Source organism: Streptomyces saintjeani (assembly GCF_055409605.1).
The window spans coordinates 6244314-6268848 of the sequence record NZ_CP189624.1; the positions used below are offsets into that span (position 1 = coordinate 6244314).

The following is a 24535-nucleotide window of genomic DNA, read 5'->3' on the forward strand; positions in this document are numbered from 1 at the left end:
GCAAACCTCAGCGGCGGATACAACCCCTTCTGGAAAGTTTTTTTTGATTCCTCGGTGTCGACTGGGTCACAGCCGTACTTCCAAGGGGTGGACCCTGGCCTAAACGTTCGAGTGAAAGGACTTCCGCCCTTTCTGCTCACACAATCACACGCAGTGCCCGTCGTACGCCTGTGAACGTCACGCTGGTTCGCAGTCCGAGGTGGTCTCCGTCCATCTGGAGCGGGAGTGGCACCTTCGAATGCAAGGTGAACTGGTCCACGTCGTGGAGGGAGACCGCGTGCTTGCCCTGGGGGCCCTTCTCGGGGGACGAAAGGAGCAATTGGGTCGCATACCGGGCAAGTGCGGGGCCGGACAGGCGGCTGAGACCCAGTACGTCGAGGGCGGTATCGAACGAAGCCTTAGGTGACGCGTACACCGGGCGATTGCCCAGATAGGTCCACGGAGCCGTGTTGCAGACTATGGACATCACCAAATCGGTCACGGGTTCTTCTCCGGCCCGTTCCAGAGTGATCGTTCCGCGGCGCCGGTGCGGTTCTCCGAAAAACTGACGGAGTGCCTGCTGAAGGTAAAGAGCGTGTGTGGATTTCCTTCCACGTTCGCGTTGTTGCTCCACCCGGCCGATGACTTTCGCGTCGAATCCCAGGCCGGCGTTGAAGGTGAACCACCGTGCGGGGACGGCCTCGTCCTCCGTCCCCGGGGTGCCCGTCGCCAGGCCCAGGCCCACGGTCCGCTCGCTGCCCAGCCGCAGCGCGTCCAGCAGGGCGCCGGTCGCCTCCACGGGGTCGTTCGGGAGGCCCAGGGCTCTCGCGAACACGTTCGTCGATCCGCCGGGGACGACCGCGAGGCCCGGCAGCCGCTCGGGGTCGGGCCCGCCGGTGAGGAGGCCGTTCACGACCTCGTTGATCGTGCCGTCGCCCCCCAGTGCGACGACCAGATCGATGTCCGAACTCGTCGCCGCCTGCCGGCCGAGGTCCCTCGCGTGTCCGCGGTACTCCGTGGTCACCGCTTCCAGCTTCATCTCGCTCGCCAGCGCGTGGATCAGGACATCGCGCGTACGCGCACTCGTAGTCGTCGCCGCCGGATTGACCACAAGAAGTGCACGCATGGATCGCAGCGTACCTACTGGGTGGTACCGGGCACAGGTCGAGGTAGGGAAGGGGTAAGAGATCAGGGAGTGAGTCTCGACACGGGGCGGGGGCGTGTGGGGGTGGACGGGGGGCGTGCGGGTGGGCGGGTGCTTCGGGAGGCCGGGGTTCCGACGCGGGGAGCCGTGCCTCGGGGGCGGCCCGTTACGCTTCAGGCGTGAGCAGTGAAAAGGCGCCCAAGCCCTCCCGGAACCCCGACGCGGCGGAGGGGACGGCCCCCACGGCCCCCGACGGGCCCCGGCCCCGCAGGCTGACGTACGCCGCTGTGCTGGCCGGTCTTGAGGGCGTGGCGTTGCTGGCGGGCGGTGTGTGGATGCTGGTCGTGGGCGTCAGTGGGGACGCGGACGACCGTCAGGGCGCGGTGACCGGAGGGATCACCCTCGCCGTCCTCGCCCTGCTGCCGCTGCTCGCCGCGAGGGGGCTGCTGAACCGCCGCAGCTGGAGCCGGGGTCCCGCCGTGGTCACCCAGGTCATGGCCCTGCCGGTGGCCTACAACCTGCTCCGGGCCGACAGCGTCGCCATCCCGGCGGGGATCGCCCTGGGCGTCGTGGCGATCGTGGCCCTGGTCCTGCTGATCAACCCCGAGACGACCCGGGCCCTGGGAATCCGAGGCCCGGGCGGCGCCCAGGAGTAATCCTCACTCCTCCACCAGCAGCTTCTCCCGCAGCTGGGCCAGGGTCCGGGCCAGCAGGCGGGAGACGTGCATCTGGGAGATGCCGACCTCCTGGGCGATCTGCGACTGGGTCATGTTGCCGAAGAAGCGCAGCAGGAGGATCCGCTTCTCCCGGGGCGGGAGGTCCTCCAGCAGGGGCTTGAGGGACTCGCGGTACTCGACGCCCTCCAGGGCCTCGTCCTCCGCGCCGAGGGTGTCCGCCACCGCCGGGGACTCGTCGTCCGTGTCGGGGACGTCCAGGGAGAGGGTCGAGTACGCGTTGGCGGACTCCAGGCCCTCCAGGACCTCCTCCTCCGAGATCGCCAGTTTCTCGGCGAGTTCGTGGACCGTGGGGGAGCGGCCGTGGAGCTGGGAGAGTTCGGCGGTCGCGGTGGTCAGGGAGAGGCGCAGTTCCTGGAGGCGGCGCGGGACGCGGACGGCCCAGCCCTTGTCGCGGAAGTGCCGCTTGATCTCGCCGACGACCGTCGGGGTCGCGTACGTGGAGAACTCGACGCCGCGGTCGGGGTCGAAGCGGTCCACGGACTTGATGAGCCCGATCGTGGCGACCTGGGTCAGGTCGTCCAGCGGCTCGCCCCGGTTGCGGAACCTCCGCGCGAGGTGCTCGACGAGCGGGAGGTGCATCCGCACCAGCCGGTTGCGCAGCTCCGCGTACTCGGGGCTGCCGTCCGCGAGGCCGCGCAGCTCGACGAAGAGTGCCCGCGCCTCGCTGCGGTCCTGATGACCGTGGTGTGGCACGGCGGCCACGCCGCCCTGCTGATCGTCTCGCTCGTGCTCGCTCATCGTCCCGCCCGTCGCCCTTTGTCGAGCCGTTCTCCCGGCCCGGCCAGGGGTGCCCTGCGCACCGTCCCGCTCCCGCCCTTCGCCGCCCGGAGTGTCGTCCTCCGGATGCGGCCGGGCCTGTTCGGGAATGCCGTCGACGCCGTCCGCCGTCCGCCGCGGGAAGCCCTCCTCGGTCGGCAGGCGCGCGCCCCGCTCCTCGCCTCGCACCGGCCCGTCCCCGTCCCTCACGCCGGCCCGGGGCCCGCGCCGCGCTGTTTGTAGAGGCTGATCGAGACGGTCTTGTCGTCGTCGACGGCGGAGGACACCTTGCCCGCGAGCGCGGACAGCACGGTCCACGCGAACGTGTCCCGCGCGGGCGCGTGGCCGTCCGTCGTCGGCGCGGAGACGGTCACCTCCAGCGAGTCGTCGACGAGGCGGAACACGCAGCCGAGCACCGAACCGGGCACGGCCTGCTGGAGCAGGATCGCGCACGCCTCGTCCACCGCGATGCGCAGGTCCTCGATCTCGTCCAGGGTGAAGTCCAAACGGGCCGCGAGGCCGGCCGTGGCCGTCCGCAGCACCGACAGGTAGGCACCCGCGGCCGGCAGCCGGACTTCCACGAAGTCCTGGGTCGCGGGCTCGCCTGCGATCTGGGACACCCTCACCTCCAAGGTGGTACAAGCTGTTCGGGCCGAGGGTCGTCGCCCCCCGGAGTAACGCGAAGTGTGGTGCAGCGGTGACGCTATCGCGCTCACCAGCGTCCTGTCCCGGGACCCCGACCCCATGGCGTCACTCACAGTAAAACTCTGAATACGCTCCGTGTCTAGGGGGTCTGCGGGCCCAAATCGGAAGAGCGCGCGCCGGGTTGACGTACCCCGGCATCAGACTCTCGAACCGTACCCGCTCCCGATCACACCAGGACGTGATCCACGAAGCACCACCGCCAGTCCTCGCCGGGCTCGAACGTCCGCATCACCGGATGGCCCGTCTCGTCGTGGTGGCGCGTGGCGTGCCGGCCGGGTGAGGTGTCGCAGCAGCCGACGTGCCCGCACGTCAGGCACAGCCGCAACTGCACCGGGTGGGTACCGTCGCGCAGGCACTCCGGACACGTCTCGTTCAGCGGCGTGGGATCCGGGTGCGGCAGCGTGTCCGCGTGCGTGCACTGTTTCATGATTGCCAGGTTACGACGGCCGTACGGACGACCGCGCGGAAAAACCGAGGAACGAGGGTGGGCCCGACATGGATGTGATGCCGCTGCTCCTGCTGGTGGCGGGCAGCGCCGCGTTCGCGGCGGCGGCCCGCCGTACGCCCGTACCCGCGCCCCTGCTGCTGGTCGCGGTCGGCCTGGTGGTGTCGTACGTCCCCGGGGTCCCCGACTACACCCTCGACCCGGACGTCGTCCTCCCGCTGCTCCTGCCGCCCCTGCTGTACACGTCCGCCGCCGACAGCTCGTACCTCGACCTGCGCGCGCAGGTACGGCCCGTGGCGCTGCTGTCGGTCGGGTACGTGCTGTTCGCGACGCTCGCCGTCGGGTGGGCCGTGTACGAGCTGGTCCCGGGGATGCCGCTCACCGCCGCGCTCGTCCTGGGAGCCGTCGTCGCGCCCCCGGACGCCGTCGCCGCCACCGCCGTCGCCCGGCGCGTGGGGCTGCCGTCGCGGATCACGACGATCCTCCAGGGCGAGTCCCTCCTCAACGACGCGACCGCGATCACCGCGTACAAGGTCGCCGTCGCCGCAGCCGTCGGGGAGGGCGCGTCCTGGGCGGGCGGGATCGAGGAGTTCCTGGTGGCCGCCGTCGGCGGGACCGTCGTGGGGCTCGTCCTGATGGCGCCCCTGCACTGGCTGCGCACCCGCCTCAAGGAACCCCTCCTCCAGAACACGCTCTCCCTGCTGATCCCCTTCGTCGCGTACTCCACCGCCGAGCAGTTCCACGCGTCCGGGGTGATCGCCGTCGTCGTGGTCGCGCTGTATCTCGGCCACCGCGCGTGGGAGGTCGATTTCGCCACCCGGCTCCAGGAGCACGCCGTCTGGAAGATGGTCGCCTTCGTCCTGGAGTCCGCCGTCTTCGCCCTCATCGGCCTCCAGCTCCCGGTCGTCCTCAAGGGGCTCGACGAGTACGACGGTGCCGACGCCGCCTGGTACGCCGTCGCCGTGTTCCTCGTGGTCGTCGCCGCACGGTTCCTGTGGGTGTTCCCGGCGACCTTCCTGCCGCGCCTGCTGTCGCGGCGCATCAGGGAGCGCGAGGACGATCCGACCTGGCGCGCGCCCGTGGTCGTCGGGTGGGCCGGGATGCGCGGGGTCGTCTCGCTGGCCATCGCGTTCTCCGTGCCGTTGACGCTCCACCACAGCGAAGAACCGTTTCCCGAACGGGACCTGGTGCTGTTCCTGACGTTCACGACCGTCATCGGGACGCTGGTCCTCCAGGGGCTGACGCTGCCCCCGCTGATCCGGCTCCTGAAGTTCCCCGAGGCGGACACGCGCGCGGCGACCCTCGCGGAGGCCAACGCGCAGGCGCAGGCGTCCCGCGTCGCCGAGCAGCGGCTCGACGAGCTGCTCTCCGACGAACGCAACGCCCTGCCACCGCCGCTCGCCGACCGGCTGCGGTCGGTCCTGGAGCGGCGGCGCAACGCCGTGTGGGAGCGGCTGGGGCAGGCGAACCCGGTGACCGGGGAGAGCGTCGACGAGACGTACCGGCGGCTGTCGCGGGAGATGATCAGCGCGGAGCGGGAGATGTTCGTGCGGCTGCGGGACGGCCGGTACATCGACGACGAGATGTTGCGGACGTTGCTCAGAAGGCTGGATCTGGAGGAGGCGGCGGCCTATCGGGAGGCGGAGTGAGGGCGTCCCGTACGCGCGCGTGGGTGGCGAGGGCGGCGGCGCGCTCCTCCGGGAAGGCGTCCTCGAGGAGGGCCGCGAGGACGGCGAGGGCTTCGGCCGAGAGGTGTTCGGCGGCCTCGAAGCGGTCGGTGAACAGCAGGTAGAAGCGCGCCTGGGCGTCCAGGGCCCGCAGCAGTTCGTCCGCGCCCTCGCCGGTCTCGCGGAACACTCTGCGCAGGATCTGCGCGGCTTTGACGTACACGCGGAACGCGACCAGCGGATGGCTGACGGGGATCAGTGACCGGGCCTGGAGGCGGAATGCTTCGCCGAGCAGGATCAGGTGCTCGCGGCCCTGGTCACGGACGAGCCTGCGGGCCGCCGTGACGGCTTCGTCGGCCGCTTCCAGGCTCTCCGCCCCCTCGGTGGCCTGTGCCACGACGAGGAGGATCTCCACGTAGTCCGACAGGTGGGCCTCCGGGCGGACGCGGGCCAGTGGGCGCCGGACGGACAGGTTCTCCCGGGCGGCCTCGACCAGGGCGGGCACGTCGTCGAGGTCCGCCAGGATCTGCACCATGTGGTCCAGCGTGGAGGCCAGTTCCGCGAGGTAGGCGTCCGGCTCCTCCTCGGCGGCCGACCTGCGCACCCTCAGCGACTCCTCGGCCGTCCTGAGCGCCTTCTGTGGATCGCCCGCGCGGTACTGGTGCCGGGACAGTGTGCTGAGCGAACGGGCGAGGCTGGGGAGCAACCGCGGGTGACGGTCCGACAGTTCCCGCCGCAGGACGACGGAGTCCCGCGCCCGCTCCAGCGCCTCACCGAGCCGGCCGCAGTCGGCGAGGCCGTAGGAGAGGTTGTTCAGCGTCGCGGCGACGGCCTCCGTCCAGACGTCGGGCTCCTCCGTGTCCGGCACCCTGGACAGCTCCCGGAGCGCTTCCTCGCCCTCGGTGACGGACTCCTCCGGCCGCCCGAGCGAGTTGAGCTCACGGGACCGCTGGCCCAGCAGCAGCCCCCGCAGCCAGGCCGGGGCATCCGGGACGCCGTCCAGGAGGGCCAGCGCCGACACCGTGGTCTCCAGCGCCTTCTCGTGCTGCCCGGCGGCCACGAGGCGTCCGGCGAGGTTGTGCAGCGATCCCGCGCGCGCGAGCGGTGAGCGTTCCTCCCCCAGGTCCACCGACAGCTGCTGGAGCCGCACACTCCACGACACCAGTGCCTGGCTCAGCAACGGCATCCGGTCGGCCAGCTCCACCACCTGCTCGTCCGGCAGCAGCCCTTCGTCCAGGATCACCTCCAACGCCCCCACCAGCACCGCCGGTTCCGCACTGCGCCGCACCGCCCCCAGCAGCCGGGGCGCCAGCATCCCCGGCGCCGCGCGCACCGCGTCGTACACGACCTCCGCCACACCCTCCACGCGCGCGGACGCGCGGCTCAGCACCAGCAGGGCGTTGACCATCTCCTCGTTGTCCAGGGTGTCGATCAACCGCAGGAAGATCTCCGGCTCCTCCACCACGCGCGTGCCCACGAGGTACTCACCCAGCGGATCGGGCTCCAGCACACCCCAATGCGCCGCACCCCCCTCCGGCCTCGGATACAGATCCCGCAGCCAGTCCGCGACACCCCTCCGTACCGCCTCCGCCTGATCCCCGACACGCGGCACGCGCGCGAGGACGGTGTGGGCGCGCTCGCGCGGGACGGGGCCGACGAGGGTGGCCGTGACGACGGCGTTGCGGAGGGCCGCCTCGCCGAGGAGGTTCAGCGCGGTGTCCCGGGACGCGCTCCGCCAGTACGCCGCCTCGTGCCGCAGCAGCGTGTCCTGGGCCGCCGTCCCCGCCGAGGGGGCCAGGAGGCTCGCCAGGGCCGCCATGTGGATCTCCAGGACGGTCCTGGGGGGCCTGGCGGGCTCCTCCCCGGGTGCGGGCGCCACCGGCAGCCCCAGGGCCGCCACACCGCGCGCCAGGTCCGTCACGGCCGTACGGAACACCTCGCGCGCGTCCGCGCCGAGGGACTCCGTGCCGGTGATGGACCAGCGGCGGGCGTTCTCCGCGAGGTCGGCGGCCTCGGGGCCGGCCGCGCGGAGTTCGTCCCACCAGCGGCCCTGCGCGCGGGCGATGAGCAGGATGCGCAGGGAGTTCCCGCGCGCGACGGTCTCCAGGAGCGCGGCGAGTTGTTCGACGCGGCTCTCGGCGTAGTCGACGACGAGCAGGACGGGCGCCGTCGTCGAGGCGAACAGGGCGTCCGGTACGGCACGGCGCGCCAGGTGGACGACGGCGTGCCGGGACGCGGCGAGGCGGTGGCCCAGCTCCCGTGCCACCCGGGACTTTCCGGCGCCGCCCGCGCCGGTGAGGAGGGCGAGGGAGACGCCGTCGCCGTCCGTGCACCAGGCCGTCAGCCCGTCCAGCAGTTCGGCGCGGCCCGTGAAGCGGACCGTCTCCGCGCGCGGGTGCAGCAGGAGGGCGACGGAGGCGGGGACGAGGGGCGCCGAGGGCTGGGCGTGGTCCGCGAACTCGGCGGGCTCCAACTGGGCGTCCTGGCCGGTGTGCCGGCGCAGCAGGTCGCGGAAGCCGGGGTCGGCCAGGAGGACGTACGCCGGGATCGCCTCCAGGCGGCTGTGCTGCCAGCCGGGGAGGTCCGCGACGGCCACGCCGAGCAGGAGGTCCCGGCACCAGACGGCGCCGCCGGACAGGCCCGCCCAGGGGGAGGCGCCTTCCGGCGGGGTGCCGGTGAGGTTCAGGACGTACCGGTCGCGCTCCACGGCGTCCAGGGGGTCGAGTTCGCCCCGGAAGGGACGGGAGCCGACCTGGTCGCCGGGCCCCGCGGCGAAGCCGAGGAGGGTGACACCGGCCGGCTCCGACGTGACCAGCGTCCCCCAGCGCACCGGTTCGACGTCCGGGAGGACGTCCTCCTCCGCGAGGAGCAGCGCCGCGTCGTAGTGCCGGTCGAAGCGGGACCAGACGACCTCGCAGCGTACGGCGGGGGTGCGGGGCGTGCGGACCGTCGCGTGCGTGCGCTCGCGCAGGACGTGGGCAGCCGTGAGGACCAGGCGCGGGGCGAGGACGAGGCCCGAGCCCTGGCCCGCCGCCTCGACCAGGGCGGCCCGGAGCCGGTCCGGCACGGGTCAGCGGCCGAACGCCGAGTCCAGGCCGCCGACTTCGGGCGGATTGTCGTTGCTGATCAGCAGCGGGTTGCCGGAGGCGTCCTTGGGGGTGAGGACGAACTTCACGCGGTGCGTGTCCTGTCTGGCCGCCTTGCCGCTGACGTCCGCCGACACGACCGCGCTGAAGATCCGGCTCACCCCGACCTTGGCGGTGGCCTCTTTGGTCAGCGTGAACGCGAACTCCAGCTCGATGGGCCCCACTTCGAAGGAGAGGCCGCTGCCCGTACCCGCCGTCGCCGCGCCGAGCAGCTCGTCGCGCAGCGCCTGGACCGCCTCGCCCACACCGATCTCGTCCGCCACGGGTTCCCCCTGCTCGCCGGTCAACTGGCTCACTGTACGGCCGGCGGATCAGCCGGGGAACGGGGTTCCCGTGATCACCGCCGCGAGCGTCGTCCCGCGCGGGAAGGCGCCCTCGCGGGTCAGGGTGACAAGTCCGTACAGCAACTTGGCGACATAGAGACGCTCGACCGGCAGGCCGTGGCGGTCCTCGAAGTCCCGGGCGAAATCCTCCAGTTCGGGGGTGGTGCGGGCGTAGCCGCCGAAGTGGAAGCGTTCGTCCAGGCGCCAGTTGGCGAACTCCTGGCCGAACGCCTCGCGTTGGAGGGCGCGGATCTCGGCGGCGAGGAAGCCGCCCTTCAACACCGGAATGCCCAGTGCGTGTTGGGCCGGGGTGAGGCCGGCCGCCATACCCGCCAGGGTCCCGCCCGTGCCGCAGGCGACCGCCGCCACGTCGACACCGGCGAGTTCCTCGCCCAGGGCCCGGCAACCGCGTACGGCTGCCGCGTTGCTGCCGCCCTCGGGGACGACGTACGCGTCCTCGGCGCCGGCCTCGCGGAGGATTCTCGCGAGGGTCGCCGGGTCGGACTTGTGGCGGTACGTCGCGCGGTCGGTGAAGTGGAGGCGCATGCCGTGCGCGGCGCAGTGGGCCAGGGACGGGTTCAGGGGGCGGGCGGCGAGTTCGTCGCCCCGGACGACGCCGATCGTGGGGATGCCCCGGGCCGCTCCGGCGGTGGCCGTCGCACGGAGGTGGTTGGAGTAGGCGCCGCCGAACGTGAGGAGCGCGCGGCCGGACGCCGCTTCGAGGTTTGGGGTCAGTTTGCGGTACTTGTTCCCGATCAGGGTGGGGTGCAGGAGGTCGTCGCGTTTCAGCAGGAGACGGACGTCGTGGCTGGTGAAACGTTCGTCCCGGGTTTCCTGGAGCGGGGAGGGCAGGGGCACCCGGTCATTGTCGAACACCGTTCGGTGAAACGTGCCTCTTCCCACTCTTGCGATGATCCATTCCCGCTCTTTCGTGTAATACCACTGGCGGCTCGGCTGCGGAAAGCTTGCCCGCGAGATGAGTGCCCGGCACACCACGTGCCGGTGCATGTAGCGGGGAGGGCAATCCACATGTCGGTAGGCGAAGAGATCCGCACCGAAGAGGGCGCGCCGCAGCAGAGCCTCGGGACGGCCGCGGCGCGGAACCTGGCCACCACCACCAAGTCCGTTCCGCAGATGCAGGAGATCAGTTCCCGCTGGCTGCTGCGCACGCTGCCGTGGGTCGACGTCCAGGGCGGCACGTACCGGGTGAACCGGAGGCTCACGTACTCCGTCGGCGACGGCCGCATCACCTTCGTCAAGACCGGCGACCGCGTCGAGGTGATCCCCGCCGAACTGGGCGAACTGCCCGCCCTGCGCGGCTACGAGGACGAGGCGGTCCTCACCGAACTCGCCTCGCGCTCCCGCCAGCGCGAGATCGGCGCCGGGGAGGTCATCGCCTCCTTCGGCAGCTCGAACGACGAGGTGTTCATGCTGGCGCACGGCCGCGTCGAGAAGGTCGGCACCGGCCCCTACGGCGACGACCAGGTCCTCGGCGTCCTCGCCGACGGCGCCTACTTCGGCGACGAGGCACTCCTCGACGACGACGCGATCTGGGAGTTCACCGCCCGCGCGGTCACCGCCTGCACCGTCCTCACCCTGTCCCGGCAGGACTTCCAGCAGGTCGCCGAGCGCGGCGACTCGCTCCGCGCGCACCTGGGGGAACTGCGCTCCATCCCCGAGCAGAACACCAACAAGTACGGCGAGAAGGCCGTCGACCTCGCGGCCGGCCACTCCGGCGAAGCGGACATCCCGCACACGTTCGTCGACTACGACGCCTCGCCCCGCGAGTACGAACTCAGCATCGCCCAGACCGTGTTGCGCATCCACTCGCGCGTCGCCGACCTCTACAACCAGCCGATGAACCAGACGGAGCAGCAACTCAGGCTCACCGTCGAGGCGCTGAAGGAGCGCCAGGAGCACGAGCTGGTCAACAACCGGGAGTTCGGGCTCCTCACCAACTGCGAGTACGACCAGCGCATCCAGCCCCACGACGGCGTGCCCGGGCCCGACGACATGGACGAGCTGCTCAGCCGCCGGCGCGGGACCAAGCTGTTCCTCGCGCACCCGCGTGCCATCGCCGCGTTCGGGCGCGAGCTGAACAAGCGCGGGCTCGTGCCCGAGACCATCGACATCGAGGGCAACCGCATCCCCACCTGGCGCGGCGTGCCGATCTACCCCTGCAACAAGATCCCCGTCACCGAGGCCCGCACCAGCTCCATCATCGCCATGCGTCTCGGCGAGAAGGACCAGGGCGTCATCGGGCTGCGGCAGTCCGGGCTGCCCGACGAGATCGAGCCCAGCCTGTCCGTGCGGTTCATGGGCATCAACGAGCAGGCCATCATCAAGTACCTCGTCACCGCGTACTACTCCGCCGCCGTCCTCGTCCCGGACGCCCTCGGTGTCCTGGAGAACGTCGAGGTCGGTCGTTGGTGACCCTCCGTCCCGCCGCGTGTACCCGCCCTTCGGGGCGGGTGCGCACGTGACCCTTCAGACCGGGGAAGTGGCCCACGAGGCCGCGCTCATCCTGGAGCGCGCCCGCGCCGACGTCGATCCTCAACTCCGCTTCGCCGTCGACTCGTTGCCACCCGAGATGCGGCGGGTCGCCCGGTACCACTTCGGGTGGCAGGACGCGGAGGGGCGGGCGGTCGACGGGAACGCGGGCAAGGCGATACGGCCCGCACTGGTGCTGGCGGCGGCCGAGGCGGTCGGGGGAACCGCCGGGCGTACGGCCGCCGTTCGGGCCGCCGCCGCTGTCGAACTCGTCCACAACTTCACGCTGCTCCACGACGACGTCATGGACCGTGATCCCACCCGGCGGCATCGGGCCACCGCGTGGAACGTCTTCGGCGATCCCGACGCGATCCTCTCCGGGGACGCGCTCCAGGCTCTCGCCTTCCAGCTCCTCGCCGGGGATTCCCATCCCGTCGCCCTTGCCGCCGTCGGGCGGCTCGCCGCCTGTGTCGTCGAGCTGTGCGAGGGGCAGCAGGTCGATACGGCCCTCGAACGCCGGGATCCCCGTGAGGTCGGGCTGTCCGAGGTGCTGCGGATGGCCGAGGCGAAGACCGGGGCGCTGCTCGGGTGTGCCTGTGCGATCGGGGGGTTGTACGGCGGGGGGTCCCTGGAGGTGGTCGAGTCGCTCGATGCGTTCGGGCGGCAGGCCGGGCTCGCGTTTCAGCTCATCGACGATGTCATCGGGATATGGGGGGATCCGTTGCATACGGGGAAGCCCGCGGGGGCGGATCTGGCGGCTCGGAAGAAGTCGTTGCCGGTTGTCGCGGCGTTGACCTCCGGTGGTTTGGCGGGGGAGGAACTGGCCGCGCTGTACTCCTTGCCGTACTCGGAGGGGGAGTTGGAGAGGGTCGTCCTCGCTGTGGAGCGGGCCGGGGGGCGGGACTGGGCTCAGATCGAGGCTGCGGATCGGATGGGGGTGGCGTTGGGGGAGTTGGCTCGGGCGGTGCCGGATCCGGAGCGGGCGGGAGGGTTGTTGACGTTGGCCGAGTTCGTTACTCGGCGGAGTAGTTGACGAGGGGGTGTCGGTCGGGTGCGGGTGCGTTGTGGCTGGTCGCGCAGTTCCCCGCGCCCCTGAAAGATGCGGGCCCCTGCGGGGCCGCATCACGGGGGTGGTAGCCGCACGTCGGATACAGCCCCCGCGCCCCTAAAGGGCGCTTGCAGCGCCCTATCTGGGCCAGGTCCCGCACATCCCCACGGTGTGCGGGGCCTGTTTTATCGTGGCGGCATGTCTGAGACCTCGTCCTATGTCCTGCATCTGACCGAGCGTGCTCTGTGGGAGGAGGCTCAGGAGCGGGAGCTCTATGAGTGGTCCACCCGGGGGCGGACCCTTCAGCAAGAAGGGTTCGTGCACTGCTCGACCCGGGAGCAGCTCGCCGGTACCGCCGCGCTCGTGTACGGCGATGACGACGTCGACCTCGTCGTGCTCGTGATCGATCCGGCTCGGCTGGGGGTGCCGGTGAAGTACGAGGGTGGGTTTCCGCATGTCTACGGGGCCGTTCCCGTGGGGGCGGTCGTGGATGTCGAGGCGTGGGCGTGAGGCGGTGGTACGACGCGAGGTCCACGCCGTCCCCCTAACCCCTCGGCAGGCCGCCCGTTTCCGCGTCCCTGCCTGTCAGGCAGTACAGGCCGTCGTCGGGGTCCCTCATCACCGTCCAGTGCGGGAACTCCGCCACCGTCCGTGCTCCCAGCTTCTCGTGCCGGGCCCGGACTTCCGGGATGTTCGGGGACGCCGCGAGGTCCAGGTGTGCGGTCAGGGGCTGTTCCCGGGCCGTGCGTTGGAGGAGGATGCGGAGGGGGAGGCCGGGGGGTGGGGTGAGGACGTGGAACTCCGGGAGGGAGCCGGGCGTTGAGGTCCATGTGGGGAGCAATGCGGTGAAGAAGGTTGTTTCGGAGGCGTAGGCGGAAGGGGGGATGTCGATGCTCACCTGGTCCAGACGGCTCGCGGCGTGGACAGGGGGGCGGGTGGACTCGCCCTGCCAGGGGACCGCGCAGAAGAGCTGGCCCGCGGGGGAGCGGAGCACGGCCCACGTGGCGTGGTCGGCGACCTTCCGCGCTCCCAGGTCCACCGCACGCGCCGCGAATCCGCGTACGTCCGTCACCGCGAAGTCCGGGTGCGCGCCGCCGGGGCCCTCGGCGACCGTCTGGAACTTGAGACACGGGTCGTATCCCTCGGGCGGGAGGAGCGTCGCGAACTCGGCCTCGTCTCCCCGGGGTTCGGACAGGCGCGTACCCGTCACCGTCGTCCAGAAGCCGGCGGACGCCGGAGAGGGGCGGTCTATGAAGGCGTAGGTCCAGCGGACGTCGCTCATACCGGTCGCTCCATGAAGCGCAGCAGGTTGCCCGCCGGGTCGCGCAGCGCGCAGTCGCGGACGCCGTACGGCTGGTCCGTGGGGTCCTGGAGGAGGTCGTAGCCCGCCTCGCGGACGCGGGCCGCGAGCGCGTCGCAGTCCGGGGTCGCGAAGATCGCCCCGCGTAGGAGGCCCTTGGCCAGCAGGCGGTTCAGGGACTCGCGGTCGGCGGCGGAGGCGTCGGGGTTCGCGTCCGGAGGTTCGAGGACGACGGAGACGTCCGGCTGGAGCGGCGAGCCGACGGTCACCCAGCGCATGCCTTCGTACGAGACGTCGTTACGGATCTCCAGCCCCAGCACGCCGACGTAGAAGTGCAGGGCCTTGTCGTGGTCGTCCACGGCGATGAAGCACTGGTGGAGTTTCAGGTCCATGCCGGTCAGCCTAGGGCGCGGCGTTTCGGCCTGGTGTACGTGCGGGCCACGCACGGCGGGATCACCGCGCTCTCCTCGTGCGACCGCGCCCGGTACGCGCTCGGCGTCTCCCCCACCAACTCGGTGAACCGCGAGCTGAACGACCCCAGCGACGTACACCCCACGGCCATGCACACCTCGGTCACCGACAGGTCCCCGCGCCGCAGCAGCGCCTTGGCCCGCTCGACCCGCCGGGTCATGAGATACGCGTACGGCGTCTCCCCGTACTCGGCGCGGAAGCTGCGCTGGAAGTGCCCCGGCGACATCAGCGCGGTCGCGGCGAGCACGGCGATGTCCAGCGGCTCGGTGTACTCCCGGTCCATCCGGTCCCGGGCCTGCCGCAGTCGCACGAGATCCTCGACGCTCACCATGCCCGCCAGCATGGCACGCGGCGCGTTCACTCTCCTGGCCGAGGCTTTGCCTCGGGTTCGCCCGGGATTGGCCTGAGCTTGTTTGCATGGGGGAATGGATCACATCACGTTCCTGGTGGCGGTGGTCATCGTCACGGCGCTGGCCTTCGACTTCACCAACGGTTTTCACGACACGGCCAACGCGATGGCGACGTCCATCGCGACGGGCGCGCTCGGACCGCGTACGGCCGTACTCATCAGCGGCGTCCTGAACGTCGTCGGGGCGTTCCTGTCGACGGAGGTCGCGAAGACGATCTCCGGCGGGATCGTGGACGACACGCTCGTCACGCCGGGGATGATCTTCGCCGGGTTGGTCGGGGCCATCCTCTGGAACCTCATGACCTGGCTGGTCGGGCTGCCGTCCAGCTCCTCGCACGCGTTGTTCGGCGGGCTGATCGGCGCGGTGTGGGTCGGCGCGGGCGAGCACGGCGTGCACTTCGACAAGGTCGCCGAGAAGGTGCTCATCCCGGCGGTCGCCTCCCCGGTCGTCGCCGGGGTCGCGGCGCTCGGGGCGACGTATCTCGCGTACCGGATCACCGAGCGGGCCAAGAAGAAGCCGGTCGAAAAGGGGTTCCGGTACGGGCAGATCGCCTCCGCCTCCCTCGTCTCCCTCGCGCACGGCACGAACGACGCGCAGAAGACCATGGGCGTCATCACCCTCACGCTGATCTCCGCCGGCGCGCTCGGGCACGACGCCGGACCGCCGGTCTGGGTCATCGCCTCCGCGGGCCTCGCGATCGGCCTCGGCACGTACCTCGGCGGCTGGCGGATCATCCGGACGATGGGCAAGGGGCTGACCGAGATCCAGTCGCCGCAGGGGTTCGCGGCCGAGACCGCGTCCACGACCGTCATCCTCACCTCCGCACACCTCGGGTTCGCGCTCTCCACGACCCAGGTCGCCTCCGGGTCCATCCTCGGCGCCGGGCTCGGCCGCCGGCTCGCGGAGGTCCGCTGGAGCGTCGCCGGCAAGATGGTCGTCGCCTGGCTGGTCACGCTGCCGGCCGCCGCGCTCGTCGGAGCCGTCGCCGCGTACGCCGTCAAGCACGGCGGGAACTTCGGTACGACGGTCGTCGCGCTGATCGGCGTCGCCGTCGCCGGGGGGATCTTCCTCGCGTCCCGGCGCAATCCCGTTCACGCGAGCAACGTCAATGACGCGCACGAGGTCACCCTGCGCAGTGAGGCGCCGGCGCACGTCGGCACGGCCGCCTGAGCCTTTCACCGGCCGACCGAGCTTTTGAGCTGACCGAGCTTTGAGCCGACCGAGCTTTTAGGAGACACCTGATGCATCTCAACTGGAGCGCCCTCGGCCAGGTCGCCGTGGTCAGCCTCGGCGTCACCGTCGCGGTGGTCGTCGTCTTCAGCCTCGGCGTCCTCGGCCTCGCCCGGGGCCCGGAAGAGGGCACGGCGACGGACGGTACGGCGTCGGTGGCCGGCCGCGTCCAGGCGGGCCTGTGCTTCCTCGCGTGCGCGGCGGTGGTGGCGTACGGGATCTATCTGATCGTGCCGCAGTTCCACTGAGCGGTCCTGGCGTACGGCGGCGGCTCGGGCTTCGGCTCGGGCCGCCGCCGTCGTACGGGGCTGCTCAGGGCTGCGCCGCCAGGCGAACTCCCAGGCCGATCAGGAGAGTTCCGCAGAGGCGTTCCATGCGGCGGCGGATCGGGGGGCGTTGGAGGAAGCCCCCCGCGCGGCCGGCGAGCCAGACCAGGGGGGTGTACCAGATGAGGTCCGTGATGGCCCAGATCACCGCCAGCACGATGAGCAGGGGGAGCGCGGGAGCCGAGGAGGGGACGAACTGGGGGAGGAAGGCGATCGCGAAGACCCCGGCCTTGGGGTTCGCGAGGTTCGTGACCAGGCCCTGGGCGAAGGCGCGGTGCAGGGAGGGGGCGGAGGCGGGCGGGGCCTGTGCGGGGGCGGCGTGGAGGCGGCGGGCCTGCCACAGGGCCCGGGCGCCCATCCAGACCAGCACCACCGCGCCGGTGAGCCGGATCGCGTCGTACGCCAGCCGCGAGGCCAGCAGCAGCGCCGAGAGGCCGAAGGCGGTGGCGAGGCCCCAGAGCAGGACGCCGCACTCGTTGCCGAGGACCGTGGCCATGCCGTAGCGGCGGCCGTCCGTGGCCGCGCGGCGCAGGATGACGATCGTGCTCGGGCCGGGGACCATCGAGACGAGGAGGGCCGCGCCCGCGAACGCGGCGAGAGAGGTCAGCACAGCGGCAGTGTCCCCGGCGGGGAACCGGATGGACAGAGGGCCGCCTTCCGCACATGATCGGGCGCATGATCAGAGACGCCACCGTGGACGACGTCGCGGACATCCGCGCCATGATCCGTGAACTCGCCGAGTACGAGCGGGCGGTGGAGCAGGCGACGGCCACCGAGGAGCAGCTGAGGGAGGCGCTGTTCGGGGCGGAGCCGGCGGCGTACGCGTTGGTCGCCGAGGACGACGGGACCGGCGCGACCGTCGGATACGCCCTGTGGTTCCCCCGCTTCTCCACCTGGACCGGGACCCGGGGCCTGCACCTGGAGGACCTCTACATCCGCCCCTCCGCACGCGGCGGCGGCCACGGCAAGGCCCTGCTCGCCGCGCTCGCCGCGATCTGCGTGAGCCGGGGCTACGAGCGCTTCGAGTGGTGGGTCCTGGACTGGAACGAGCCCGCCATCGCCGTGTACAAGTCCCTCGGCGCGGAGTTCCTGGACGAGTGGCGGATCTGCCGGCTGAGCGGTACGCCGCTGGAGACGCTCGCCGCATCCGCCTGAGAACGACCGCACCCGGCGCCCATGAGAGGCGGCCGGGTGCGGTCGGGGAGAAAGCGGAAGGCCGATGGTCAGGCCTTCTTGGTCTCCCAGAAGATGCGGTCGATCTCGGCGATGAGTTCGAGCGCCTTCTCGCCGGTCTTCGGGTCCGTGGACGCCTTCGCGGCCGAGAGGGCCTTGAGGGTGTCGTTGACCAGGACGTGCAGCTCCGGGTACTTCTCGAAGTGCGGGGGCTTGAAGTAGTCGCTCCAGAGCACGGACACGTGGTGCTTCGCGAGCTCGGCGCGCTGCTCCTTGATGACCACGGCGCGGGCCTGGAAGTGCGGGTCGTCGTTGGCGGCCATCTTCTCCTGCACGGCCTTCACCGACTCCGCCTCGATGCGGGCCTGGGCCGGGTCGTACACGCCGCAGGGCAGGTCGCAGTGGGCGCTGACCTTGACCTTGGGGGCAAACAGGCGGGAAAGCATGGAGCGTTCCTTCCTCGTGATCGTCTTCTCAAGTGGGAGATTACTCCCTGAGGGACGGCTTTTCGCGGGCGCCCCCGGGGGCTTAGGACCAAAGTCCGGGGTGACACTGGACCCGCGGAGGACATATCCAGGGGAGGTGCCGGCGATGCCGGAGCTGTCGCGGGAGGCAGGAGTGGAACGCGGAAGGGCGGCCACGCCGTTCGGACTCGCCGAGGTCACGGGGCCGTCCATGGTGCCCACGCTGCGCCACGGCGACCAGCTGGTCGTGCGGTACGGCGCGAAGGTGCGGGCCGGGGACGTCGTCGTCCTGCGCCACCCCTTCCAGCAGGACCTGCTCGTCGTGAAACGGGCCGTGGAGCGCCGGGACGGGGGGTGGTGGGTCCTCGGGGACAACGCGTACGCCGGCGGCGACTCCACGGACTACGGGACCGTTCCCGACGACCTCGTGCTCGGGAAGGTCCTCTTCCGGTACCGGGCGGTCGAATCCGGTCAGCGCTCGCCGCTCGCGCTCGCGCGCTGGGCGCTCACCGCCGTACGGCCCGTGCTGTCCGACCGGTCGGCCTCCAGGCGCTTGCGGGCGCGGTAGGCCGCCACGTTCGCGCGGGTCGCGCAGCGGTCCGAGCAGTAGCGCCGGGAGCGGTTCGTCGACGTGTCCAGGTACGCGTTGCGGCACGGCGCCGCCTCGCACAGGCCCAGGCGGTCCACGCCGTGCTCCGTGAGGTGGAAGGCCAGGCCCATCGCCGCGATCGCCGCGTAGCCCGCCGTGGCGTTCGACGGGTGGTCCGCGAGGTGCATGTGCCACAGCGGGTTGCCCTCGTCGTCCCGGAAGTCGTGGCCCGAGATCTGAGGGCTCACCGGGAACTCCAGGAGCAGGGAGTTCAGCAGGTTCACGGCGAGGGGCTCGTCCTTGGCGTCCGCCGCGTCGAACACGGCCCGCAGGCGGGCCCGTACGGACCTGAAGCGGGTCACGTCCGCGTCCGTGACCCTCCTGGCCGCCTCCTGGCTGCCGCCGAACAGGTCCCTCACCGCGTCGACCGAGGTCAACGCGTCCTTGTTGCGCGCCGGTTCCTCGGTGTTCACCAGACGTACGGCGTAGTCCGAGTAATAGGCCAGTTCCACTTGTAGTCCTTACGGAGGCGTTCTATCGTCGTCGTGGGCTCGGTCGGTAATGGCCGGTTGCCCTTACAGGGTATTACGTGCGCGGGGAGGCTTCATGAGTACCGTCGACATCACCGACTGGGCCGGGTGGCAGCGGAGCTGGGACCGGCAGCAGGAGTGGTACCTGCCGGACCGTGAGGAGCGGTTCCGGGTCATGCTCGACATGGTGGAGGCGTTCGCCGGTACGGCGCCGCGTGTGCTCGACCTCGCGTGCGGGACCGGGACCATCACCGCCCGGCTCCTCGAACGGTTTCCCGACGCCGTTTCCACCGGCGTCGACCTCGATCCCGCGCTCCTCGCCATCGCGCACGGGACCTTCGACGGGGACACGCGGGTGACGCTCGTCGAGGCGGACCTCCACGATCCCTCGTGGGTCTCCCGGCTGCCCTACGACTCGTACGACGCCGTCCTCACCGCGACCGCGTTGCACTGGCTCCGGCGGGGACCCCTGGAGACGCTGTACGGGCAGCTCGCCGGGCTGCTTCCCGAGGGCGGGGTGTTCCTCAACGCCGATCACATGACCGATGAGTCGACTCCTCGGATCAACGCGGCGGAACGTGCGCTGCGGGTTGCCCGGCAGGGTGCCGCGAAGGACTCCGGCGCCGTCGACTGGGCCGAGTGGTGGCAGCTCGCCGCCGCCGACCCTGTCCTCGCCGGGCCCACCGCTCGGCGGTTCGAGATCTACGGGGAGCATGCGGAGGGGGACACGCCGTCCGCGCAGTGGCATGCCGAGGTCCTTCGGGGGGTGGGGTTCGGGGAGGTGCGGGGGGTGTGGTGCTCGCCTTCGGACACGTTGCTGTTGGCGCTGCGGTGAGGGGTTCGCCCCCGCCGCCCCTACCCGTCCCATCCTGAAGGGGCTCCGCCCCTTCGACCCCGCCAAGGGCTCCGCCCCTGGACCCCGTTCGGCCCCGAAAGGGCCTCGTCCTCAAACGCCGGACGGGCTGGAATGGTCGGTGAGGGGCCGTACTTGTGTACGGCCCCTCGTGGGTTACAGCACCTTCGACAAGAACGACTTCGTTCGTTCGTGCTGGGGGTCCGTGAGGACGTCCCTCGGGTTGCCCGACTCGACCACTACGCCGCCGTCCATGAAGACGAGGCTGTCGCCTACCTCCCTCGCGAAGCCCATCTCGTGCGTGACGACGACCATCGTCATGCCCGATTCCGCGAGGTCCCGCATGACGTCCAGGACGTCGCCCACCAGCTCCGGGTCCAGGGCCGAGGTGGGCTCGTCGAAGAGCATCAGCTTCGGGTCCATGGCCAGGGCTCGGGCGATGGCCACGCGCTGCTGCTGACCGCCGGAGAGCTGCGAGGGGTAGTTGGCCGCCTTGTCCGCCAGGCCCACTCGGTCCAGGAGCTGCATCGCCCGGTCCTTGGCCTGGGACTTCGCGGTGCCTCTGACCTGGACCGGGGCTTCCATGATGTTCTCCACCGCCGTCATGTGCGGGAAGAGGTTGAAGCGCTGGAAGACCATGCCGATGTCGCGCCGCTTGAGGGCGACCTCGCTGTCCTTCAGCTCGTACAGCTTGTCGCCCTTCTGGCGGTAGCCGACGAGTTCGCCGTCCACGTACAGGCGGCCGGCGTTGATCTTCTCCAGGTGGTTGATGCAGCGCAGGAAGGTGGACTTGCCGGAGCCGGAGGGGCCGATCAGGCAGAAGACCTCGCCGGACTTCACCTCCAGGTCGATGCCCTTGAGGACCTCGACGGGGCCGTAGGACTTGTGGACGCCCTCGGACTTGACCATGGCGGTCACGCGGCACCTCCCTTGGGGCGGCCGAGGCCCAGTACGTTGACCTTGATCTTCTGGAGCGGCGTCGGCGGGAGCTGGCGCGAGGAGCCGCGCGCGTAGTACCGCTCGATGTAGTACTGGCCGACGCTGAACACCGAGGTCAGCAGCAGGTACCAGGCCGCGGCGAGGAACAGCATCTCGGCGGGTGCGCCGGAGGTCTGCCCGATGTCCTGGGCGACCCGGAACAGTTCGCTGTACTGGACGACGGACACCAGGGACGTCGTCTTCAGCATGTTGATGACCTCGTTGCCCGTCGGCGGCACGATGACCCGCATGGCCTGCGGGATCACGATCCGGCGGAGCGTCCTGGCCTGGCTCATGCCGAGCGCATGGGACGCCTCGGTCTGGCCCTCGTCCACCGCGAGGAGGCCCGCGCGGCAGATCTCGGCCATGTACGCGGCCTCGTTGAGACCGAGCCCGAGCAGCGCCGTCAGCAGCGGCGTCATGAAGCTGGACCAGTAGTCCTTGTAGATCGGCCCCAGGTTGATGTACTCGAAGACCAGGCCCAGGTTGAACCAGACGACGAGCTGCACCAGGACCGGCGTACCCCGGAAGAACCAGATGTAGAACCACGCGATGGACGAGGTCACCGGGTTCTTGGAGAGCCGCATGACGGCCAGCAGGATGCCGCCGACGATGCCGATCGCCATCGAGAGGACCGTCAGGAGCAGGGTCTTGCCGACGCCTTCGACGACCCGGTCGTCGAAGAAGTAGTCCGGGATCGCCCCCCAGTTGATCTTGCCCTGGGAGAAGGCGTAGACGATGCTGCCCAGCAGCACCAGGGCGACCACGGCCGCCACGTAGCGGCCGTAGTGACGGACCGGGATGGCCTTGATGGCCTCGGGGCCGGCCGGCGGGGTGTCCGCCGGGCCGCCGTCCGTCTTGTCGATGTCAGCAGTCACGGGTGTTGCCTCTCAGTGCCCGTCTCTCCGGGTCACTTGCCGGCATTGACGGTGGCCTGGGTGACGGCACCGGAGGGGACGCCCCACTTGGCGAGGACCTTGGCGTACTCGCCGTTCTTGATGATCGCGTCCATCGCGGCCTGGACCGCGTCCCGCAGCTGGGTGCCGGTCTTGCTGAACGCGATGCCGTACGGCGCCGCCTCGACCTGCTCGCCGACGAGCTGGAAGTCCTTGCCGCCGCCGGACGTCTTCACCGCGTACGCCGCGACGGGGAAGTCGGACGAGCCCGCGTCCGCGCCGCCCGCGCGCAGGCGGGTCTGGGCGTCCTGGTCGCTGTCGAAGGACTCCATGGCGATCGTCTTGCCGGCCGGACACTTCTTCGACTCGGACTTCGCGAGGTCCTCGGAGACCGTGCCGCGCTGCACGACGATCTTCTTGCCGCAGAGGTCGGCCCAGGTCTTGATGCCCTGGTCCTTGCCCTTGGGGGTGTAGATCGAGACGCCGGCCGTGAAGTAGTCGACGAAGTCGACGCCCTCGCCGACCTTCTTGCCGGTGTCCTCGTCGACGCCGTTCTGGCGGTTCTTGGTGTCGGTCATCGCGGACATGACCAGGTCGTACCGCTTGGCGCGCAGACCGGTGACGAGGGACGTGAACGTGCCGTTCTCGAACTCGAACTTCACGCCGAGCTGCTTGCCCATCGCGTCGGCGAGGTCGGGGTCGATGCCGACCACCTTGCCGGAACCGTCCTTGAACTCGACCGGCGCGTACGAGATGTCCGAGCCGACCTTGATGACGCCCTTGGAGCGGATGTCCGCGGGGAGCTTCGCGGCGAGCGGGGCCGAGGCGCTGGAGGTGTCGGCCGAGGACGACCCCTTGTCCTTGTCCTTCGTCTGGTCACCGCACCCGGTGAGGATCAGCGCGCCCGCGACCGCGAGGGAGCCGACCGCGGCCAGACGGGTGCGCGCGGTGGTCGTACGGCGGGTGGTGCTTGCGGTCATCGTGGGTTCCTCCGGCGGATGGATGGAGTTGCCGATCGTGCGGGCACGGTCGACGGAGTCGGCCGTACTCCAGGACGGTGAGCGCTGCCGATGGGTTCGGTGGCGCCTGGTCGCGTCTACACACACCTTCGAGTGTCGCGACCTCGTGTGATTACGGCATCTTGCCATTCGGACCATGCCGTGCACGCGGGAACCGATGTCAAAATCGGATAACGGGCGGTCCGGAAGAAGCGTCGGTCCGCGCCGCCGTGGCCGGTCCTGGCCGGATCATCTGCTGGAATGGTCCGTTCCGCCCGGAAGATCTTCTGCGTATCTCAGGATGCGGAACCGGACCGGCTGGGTTTTCGAGGTTGTCAAGAGTTGTTCTTGAGCTTGTCCGTATATCACTGCATGAGTCATGTCACTGGGATATGACCTCCGGAGCGGGCTGTAGAGCGTCGACAGATCGAGGCATGTGACCTTGCACGGATCCGACTCGTGCCGGGTGTGGTCCGTCGAGTACAAAGGTTGTTCTACACCCCTCATCCGGGGCTCAAGGGCGCGTGTGCGGCGTGCTCGTCGCGTACTGGTCTGGTCTGGCGTCACCGCCGTGGGTCGTACGCGGTCCCGCCCGCTCCTCAATCAGGGGCGGCCACCCTCAACCATGAACGAGTAAGGGGTACGACACAGTGGCAGCGGAGATCGTCAATCCTCGCAGCGACAGCACGGACGACGCGTTCGATCCGGCTTTCGCGCTGCACCGGGGCGGGAAAATGGCCGTTCAGGCCACCGTTCCGATCCGTGACAAGGACGACCTGTCCCTGGCCTACACGCCCGGCGTCGCCCGGGTGTGCACCGCCATCGCCGAGAATCCGGAACTCGTCGACGACTACACGTGGAAGTCGTCCGTCGTCGCCGTCGTCACCGACGGTACGGCCGTCCTGGGGCTCGGCGACATCGGGCCCGAGGCGTCCCTCCCCGTGATGGAGGGCAAGGCCATCCTCTTCAAGCAGTTCGGCGGCGTCGACGCGGTGCCGATCGCGCTGGCCTGCACGGGCGTCGACGAGATCGTCGAGACCGTCGTGCGGCTCGCACCCTCCTTCGGGGGCGTCAACCTCGAAGACATCTCGGCGCCCCGGTGCTTCGAGATCGAGCGGCGGTTGCAGGACGCGCTCGACATCCCCGTCTTCCACGACGACCAGCACGGGACCGCTGTCGTCACGCTGGCCGCGCTGCGGAACGCCGCTCGGCTGAGTGGGCGGGCCGTCGGGGAACTCCGTGCGGTCATCTCCGGCGCCGGGGCCGCGGGCGTCGCCATCGCGAAGATGCTCGTCGAGGCCGGGATCGGGGACGTTGCCGTCGCCGACCGGAAGGGGGTCGTCTCCGCCGACCGCGACGACCTCACGGACGTCAAGCGGGAGCTTGCCGGGTTCACCAACAAGGCTGGGCTGAGTGGGTCCCTTGAGGACGCGCTTGCCGGGGCCGACGTGTTCATTGGGGTGTCCGGGGGGACGGTGGCCGAGTCTGCCGTTGCTTCCATGGCGCCCGGGGCGTTCGTCTTCGCCATGGCCAATCCCAATCCCGAGGTTCATCCCGAGGTCGCGCACAAGTACGCGGCTGTCGTGGCCACCGGGCGGTCCGACTTTCCCAACCAGATCAACAACGTGCTGGCGTTTCCGGGGATCTTCGCCGGGGCGCTTCAGGTGCGGGCGTCTCGGATCACCGAGGGGATGAAGATCGCTGCGGCTGAGGCGTTGGCCGGGGTGGTGGGGGACGATCTCGCCGCTGACTATGTGATTCCGTCGCCGTTCGACGAGCGGGTGGCGCCTGCGGTGACCGCGGCTGTTGCGGCTGCGGCTCGGGCGGAGGGTGTTGCTCGCAGGTGAGTTGAGATGGCCCCGTCTGTCTGGCGGGGC

General features: G+C 70.6%; 27 protein-coding genes. 11 read left to right on the forward strand and 16 right to left on the reverse strand.

Annotation, left to right across the window (positions count from 1 at the left end; all coding sequences use genetic code 11):
- Window positions 1-136: 136 nt before the first annotated feature.
- On the reverse strand, window positions 137-1105 hold the full coding sequence (locus ACQCO7_RS28620; RefSeq protein ID WP_464074498.1) for a diacylglycerol/lipid kinase family protein: 969 nt from the start codon (window positions 1103-1105) through the stop codon (window positions 137-139).
- Window positions 1106-1302: 197 nt separating this feature from the next.
- Here ACQCO7_RS28620 and ACQCO7_RS28625 point away from each other — a divergent pair, with 197 nt between their 5' ends.
- On the forward strand, window positions 1303-1779 hold the full coding sequence (locus tag ACQCO7_RS28625) for a hypothetical protein (protein ID WP_464074499.1): 477 nt from the start codon (window positions 1303-1305) through the stop codon (window positions 1777-1779).
- 3 nt (window positions 1780-1782) lie between these two features.
- Here ACQCO7_RS28625 and ACQCO7_RS28630 read toward each other — a convergent pair whose 3' ends face one another.
- The 3 genes from ACQCO7_RS28630 to ACQCO7_RS28640 form a co-directional block, all read right to left on the reverse strand.
- Window positions 1783-2805, reverse strand: coding sequence for an RNA polymerase sigma factor SigF (locus tag ACQCO7_RS28630; protein WP_464074500.1), 1023 nt, complete (start codon window positions 2803-2805; stop codon window positions 1783-1785).
- A 17-nt stretch (window positions 2806-2822) separates the two neighbouring features.
- Window positions 2823-3236: an ATP-binding protein gene (locus ACQCO7_RS28635; protein ID WP_010353612.1), complete on the reverse strand. Its 414-nt coding sequence runs from the start codon at window positions 3234-3236 to the stop codon at window positions 2823-2825.
- A 251-nt stretch (window positions 3237-3487) separates the two neighbouring features.
- Window positions 3488-3748 (reverse strand): UBP-type zinc finger domain-containing protein, encoded by a 261-nt coding sequence (locus ACQCO7_RS28640; protein WP_010353611.1) that lies wholly within the window; start codon window positions 3746-3748, stop codon window positions 3488-3490.
- Window positions 3749-3816: 68 nt separating this feature from the next.
- Here ACQCO7_RS28640 and ACQCO7_RS28645 point away from each other — a divergent pair, with 68 nt between their 5' ends.
- Window positions 3817-5415: a Na+/H+ antiporter gene (locus ACQCO7_RS28645; protein ID WP_464074501.1), complete on the forward strand. Its 1599-nt coding sequence runs from the start codon at window positions 3817-3819 to the stop codon at window positions 5413-5415.
- Here ACQCO7_RS28645 and ACQCO7_RS28650 read toward each other — a convergent pair.
- From ACQCO7_RS28650 to ACQCO7_RS28660, 3 genes are read right to left on the reverse strand one after another with little or no spacing between them, the layout of a single operon-like run.
- Window positions 5366-8500 (reverse strand): P-loop NTPase, encoded by a 3135-nt coding sequence (locus ACQCO7_RS28650; protein WP_464074502.1) that lies wholly within the window; start codon window positions 8498-8500, stop codon window positions 5366-5368. The genes ACQCO7_RS28645 and ACQCO7_RS28650 overlap by 50 nt on opposite strands.
- A 3-nt stretch (window positions 8501-8503) precedes the next feature.
- Window positions 8504-8866, reverse strand: a complete 363-nt coding sequence (locus tag ACQCO7_RS28655) for a trypco2 family protein (RefSeq protein WP_464074503.1) — start codon at window positions 8864-8866, stop codon at window positions 8504-8506.
- A 24-nt stretch (window positions 8867-8890) separates the two neighbouring features.
- Window positions 8891-9760, reverse strand: a complete 870-nt coding sequence (locus tag ACQCO7_RS28660) for a 1-aminocyclopropane-1-carboxylate deaminase/D-cysteine desulfhydrase (RefSeq protein WP_464074504.1) — start codon at window positions 9758-9760, stop codon at window positions 8891-8893.
- A gap of 171 nt (window positions 9761-9931) precedes the next feature.
- On the opposite strand from ACQCO7_RS28660, the gene ACQCO7_RS28665 reads away from it, so the two are divergent.
- The 3 genes from ACQCO7_RS28665 to ACQCO7_RS28675 all read left to right on the forward strand — a co-directional run bounded on the left by ACQCO7_RS28665 (window position 9932) and on the right by ACQCO7_RS28675 (window position 12950).
- Window positions 9932-11335, forward strand: coding sequence for a family 2B encapsulin nanocompartment shell protein (locus tag ACQCO7_RS28665; RefSeq protein ID WP_464074505.1), 1404 nt, complete (start codon window positions 9932-9934; stop codon window positions 11333-11335).
- Window positions 11336-11351: 16 nt separating this feature from the next.
- Window positions 11352-12425, forward strand: a complete 1074-nt coding sequence (locus ACQCO7_RS28670) for a family 2 encapsulin nanocompartment cargo protein polyprenyl transferase (protein ID WP_464074506.1) — start codon at window positions 11352-11354, stop codon at window positions 12423-12425.
- A 213-nt stretch (window positions 12426-12638) separates the two neighbouring features.
- A complete protein-coding gene (locus ACQCO7_RS28675) occupies window positions 12639-12950 on the forward strand; it encodes a DUF952 domain-containing protein (protein WP_464074507.1) in 312 nt (103 codons plus the stop codon).
- 34 nt (window positions 12951-12984) lie between these two features.
- On the opposite strand, the gene ACQCO7_RS28680 is transcribed toward ACQCO7_RS28675, so the two are convergent.
- The 3 genes from ACQCO7_RS28680 to ACQCO7_RS28690 are packed head-to-tail and all read right to left on the reverse strand — an operon-like array spanning window position 12985 to window position 14542.
- On the reverse strand, window positions 12985-13722 hold the full coding sequence (locus tag ACQCO7_RS28680; protein ID WP_464074508.1) for a VOC family protein: 738 nt from the start codon (window positions 13720-13722) through the stop codon (window positions 12985-12987).
- On the reverse strand, window positions 13719-14132 hold the full coding sequence (locus ACQCO7_RS28685) for a VOC family protein (RefSeq protein WP_464074509.1): 414 nt from the start codon (window positions 14130-14132) through the stop codon (window positions 13719-13721). The genes ACQCO7_RS28680 and ACQCO7_RS28685 overlap by 4 nt, the downstream gene beginning before the upstream one ends.
- Window positions 14133-14137: 5 nt before the next feature.
- Complete coding sequence (locus tag ACQCO7_RS28690) at window positions 14138-14542, reverse strand: helix-turn-helix transcriptional regulator (RefSeq protein ID WP_464074510.1); 405 nt, start codon at window positions 14540-14542, stop codon at window positions 14138-14140.
- 94 nt (window positions 14543-14636) lie between these two features.
- Here ACQCO7_RS28690 and ACQCO7_RS28695 point away from each other — a divergent pair, with 94 nt between their 5' ends.
- Both ACQCO7_RS28695 and ACQCO7_RS28700 read left to right on the forward strand, forming a co-directional pair.
- Window positions 14637-15791 (forward strand): anion permease, encoded by a 1155-nt coding sequence (locus ACQCO7_RS28695; RefSeq protein ID WP_464074511.1) that lies wholly within the window; start codon window positions 14637-14639, stop codon window positions 15789-15791.
- Between the two features lie 71 nt (window positions 15792-15862).
- Window positions 15863-16099, forward strand: a complete 237-nt coding sequence (locus tag ACQCO7_RS28700; RefSeq protein ID WP_464074512.1) for a hypothetical protein — start codon at window positions 15863-15865, stop codon at window positions 16097-16099.
- Between the two features lie 64 nt (window positions 16100-16163).
- Here the strand turns inward: ACQCO7_RS28700 and ACQCO7_RS28705 are convergent, their stop codons facing one another.
- Entirely contained in the window at window positions 16164-16787 is a 624-nt protein-coding gene (locus tag ACQCO7_RS28705) for a LysE family translocator (protein WP_464074513.1), read from the reverse strand.
- A 65-nt stretch (window positions 16788-16852) separates the two neighbouring features.
- Between ACQCO7_RS28705 and ACQCO7_RS28710 the strand changes: the two genes are divergently transcribed.
- Complete coding sequence (locus ACQCO7_RS28710) at window positions 16853-17332, forward strand: N-acetyltransferase family protein (protein ID WP_464074514.1); 480 nt, start codon at window positions 16853-16855, stop codon at window positions 17330-17332.
- Window positions 17333-17400: 68 nt separating this feature from the next.
- Here the strand turns inward: ACQCO7_RS28710 and sodN are convergent, their stop codons facing one another.
- Entirely contained in the window at window positions 17401-17796 is a 396-nt protein-coding gene (sodN, locus tag ACQCO7_RS28715; protein WP_010353595.1) for a superoxide dismutase, Ni, read from the reverse strand.
- A gap of 145 nt (window positions 17797-17941) precedes the next feature.
- Here sodN and sodX point away from each other — a divergent pair, with 145 nt between their 5' ends.
- A complete protein-coding gene (gene sodX, locus ACQCO7_RS28720; protein WP_464074515.1) occupies window positions 17942-18382 on the forward strand; it encodes a nickel-type superoxide dismutase maturation protease in 441 nt (146 codons plus the stop codon).
- Here the strand turns inward: sodX and ACQCO7_RS28725 are convergent.
- On the reverse strand, window positions 18286-18915 hold the full coding sequence (locus ACQCO7_RS28725; RefSeq protein ID WP_409116772.1) for a CGNR zinc finger domain-containing protein: 630 nt from the start codon (window positions 18913-18915) through the stop codon (window positions 18286-18288). The two genes, sodX and ACQCO7_RS28725, sit on opposite strands and share 97 nt — an antisense overlap.
- 94 nt (window positions 18916-19009) lie before the next feature.
- Here ACQCO7_RS28725 and ACQCO7_RS28730 point away from each other — a divergent pair, with 94 nt between their 5' ends.
- Entirely contained in the window at window positions 19010-19768 is a 759-nt protein-coding gene (locus tag ACQCO7_RS28730; protein WP_464074516.1) for a class I SAM-dependent methyltransferase, read from the forward strand.
- Between the two features lie 174 nt (window positions 19769-19942).
- On the opposite strand, the gene ACQCO7_RS28735 is transcribed toward ACQCO7_RS28730, so the two are convergent.
- Genes ACQCO7_RS28735 through ACQCO7_RS28745 form a run of 3 tightly spaced genes read right to left on the reverse strand, consistent with a single transcriptional unit; the run spans window position 19943 to window position 22640 of the window.
- Window positions 19943-20704, reverse strand: coding sequence for an amino acid ABC transporter ATP-binding protein (locus ACQCO7_RS28735; RefSeq protein WP_464074517.1), 762 nt, complete (start codon window positions 20702-20704; stop codon window positions 19943-19945).
- Entirely contained in the window at window positions 20701-21642 is a 942-nt protein-coding gene (locus ACQCO7_RS28740) for an amino acid ABC transporter permease (RefSeq protein ID WP_464074518.1), read from the reverse strand. The genes ACQCO7_RS28735 and ACQCO7_RS28740 overlap by 4 nt, the downstream gene beginning before the upstream one ends.
- 32 nt (window positions 21643-21674) lie before the next feature.
- On the reverse strand, window positions 21675-22640 hold the full coding sequence (locus ACQCO7_RS28745) for an ABC transporter substrate-binding protein (protein WP_464074519.1): 966 nt from the start codon (window positions 22638-22640) through the stop codon (window positions 21675-21677).
- A 668-nt stretch (window positions 22641-23308) separates the two neighbouring features.
- On the opposite strand from ACQCO7_RS28745, the gene ACQCO7_RS28750 reads away from it, so the two are divergent.
- On the forward strand, window positions 23309-24505 hold the full coding sequence (locus tag ACQCO7_RS28750) for an NAD(P)-dependent malic enzyme (RefSeq protein ID WP_464074520.1): 1197 nt from the start codon (window positions 23309-23311) through the stop codon (window positions 24503-24505).
- Window positions 24506-24535 lie beyond the last annotated feature (30 nt).

Excerpts from the sequence above, each read along its gene's own strand:
- ACQCO7_RS28620 (WP_464074498.1), bottom strand. The coding sequence starts at position 1,105 with ATGCGTGCACTTCTTGTGGTCAATCCGGCGGCGACGACTACGAGTGCG.
- ACQCO7_RS28640 (WP_010353611.1), bottom strand. The coding sequence starts at position 3,748 with ATGAAACAGTGCACGCACGCGGACACGCTGCCGCACCCGGATCCCACG.
- ACQCO7_RS28645 (WP_464074501.1), top strand. The coding sequence starts at position 3,817 with ATGGATGTGATGCCGCTGCTCCTGCTGGTGGCGGGCAGCGCCGCGTTC.
- ACQCO7_RS28665 (WP_464074505.1), top strand. The coding sequence starts at position 9,932 with ATGTCGGTAGGCGAAGAGATCCGCACCGAAGAGGGCGCGCCGCAGCAG.
- ACQCO7_RS28675 (WP_464074507.1), top strand. The coding sequence starts at position 12,639 with ATGTCTGAGACCTCGTCCTATGTCCTGCATCTGACCGAGCGTGCTCTG.
- ACQCO7_RS28680 (WP_464074508.1), bottom strand. The coding sequence starts at position 13,722 with ATGAGCGACGTCCGCTGGACCTACGCCTTCATAGACCGCCCCTCTCCG.
- ACQCO7_RS28685 (WP_464074509.1), bottom strand. The coding sequence starts at position 14,132 with ATGGACCTGAAACTCCACCAGTGCTTCATCGCCGTGGACGACCACGAC.
- ACQCO7_RS28690 (WP_464074510.1), bottom strand. The coding sequence starts at position 14,542 with ATGGTGAGCGTCGAGGATCTCGTGCGACTGCGGCAGGCCCGGGACCGG.
- ACQCO7_RS28695 (WP_464074511.1), top strand. The coding sequence starts at position 14,637 with ATGGATCACATCACGTTCCTGGTGGCGGTGGTCATCGTCACGGCGCTG.
- ACQCO7_RS28700 (WP_464074512.1), top strand. The coding sequence starts at position 15,863 with ATGCATCTCAACTGGAGCGCCCTCGGCCAGGTCGCCGTGGTCAGCCTC.
- ACQCO7_RS28710 (WP_464074514.1), top strand. The coding sequence starts at position 16,853 with ATGATCAGAGACGCCACCGTGGACGACGTCGCGGACATCCGCGCCATG.
- sodN (WP_010353595.1), bottom strand. The coding sequence starts at position 17,796 with ATGCTTTCCCGCCTGTTTGCCCCCAAGGTCAAGGTCAGCGCCCACTGC.
- sodX (WP_464074515.1), top strand. The coding sequence starts at position 17,942 with ATGCCGGAGCTGTCGCGGGAGGCAGGAGTGGAACGCGGAAGGGCGGCC.
- ACQCO7_RS28730 (WP_464074516.1), top strand. The coding sequence starts at position 19,010 with ATGAGTACCGTCGACATCACCGACTGGGCCGGGTGGCAGCGGAGCTGG.
- ACQCO7_RS28745 (WP_464074519.1), bottom strand. The coding sequence starts at position 22,640 with ATGACCGCAAGCACCACCCGCCGTACGACCACCGCGCGCACCCGTCTG.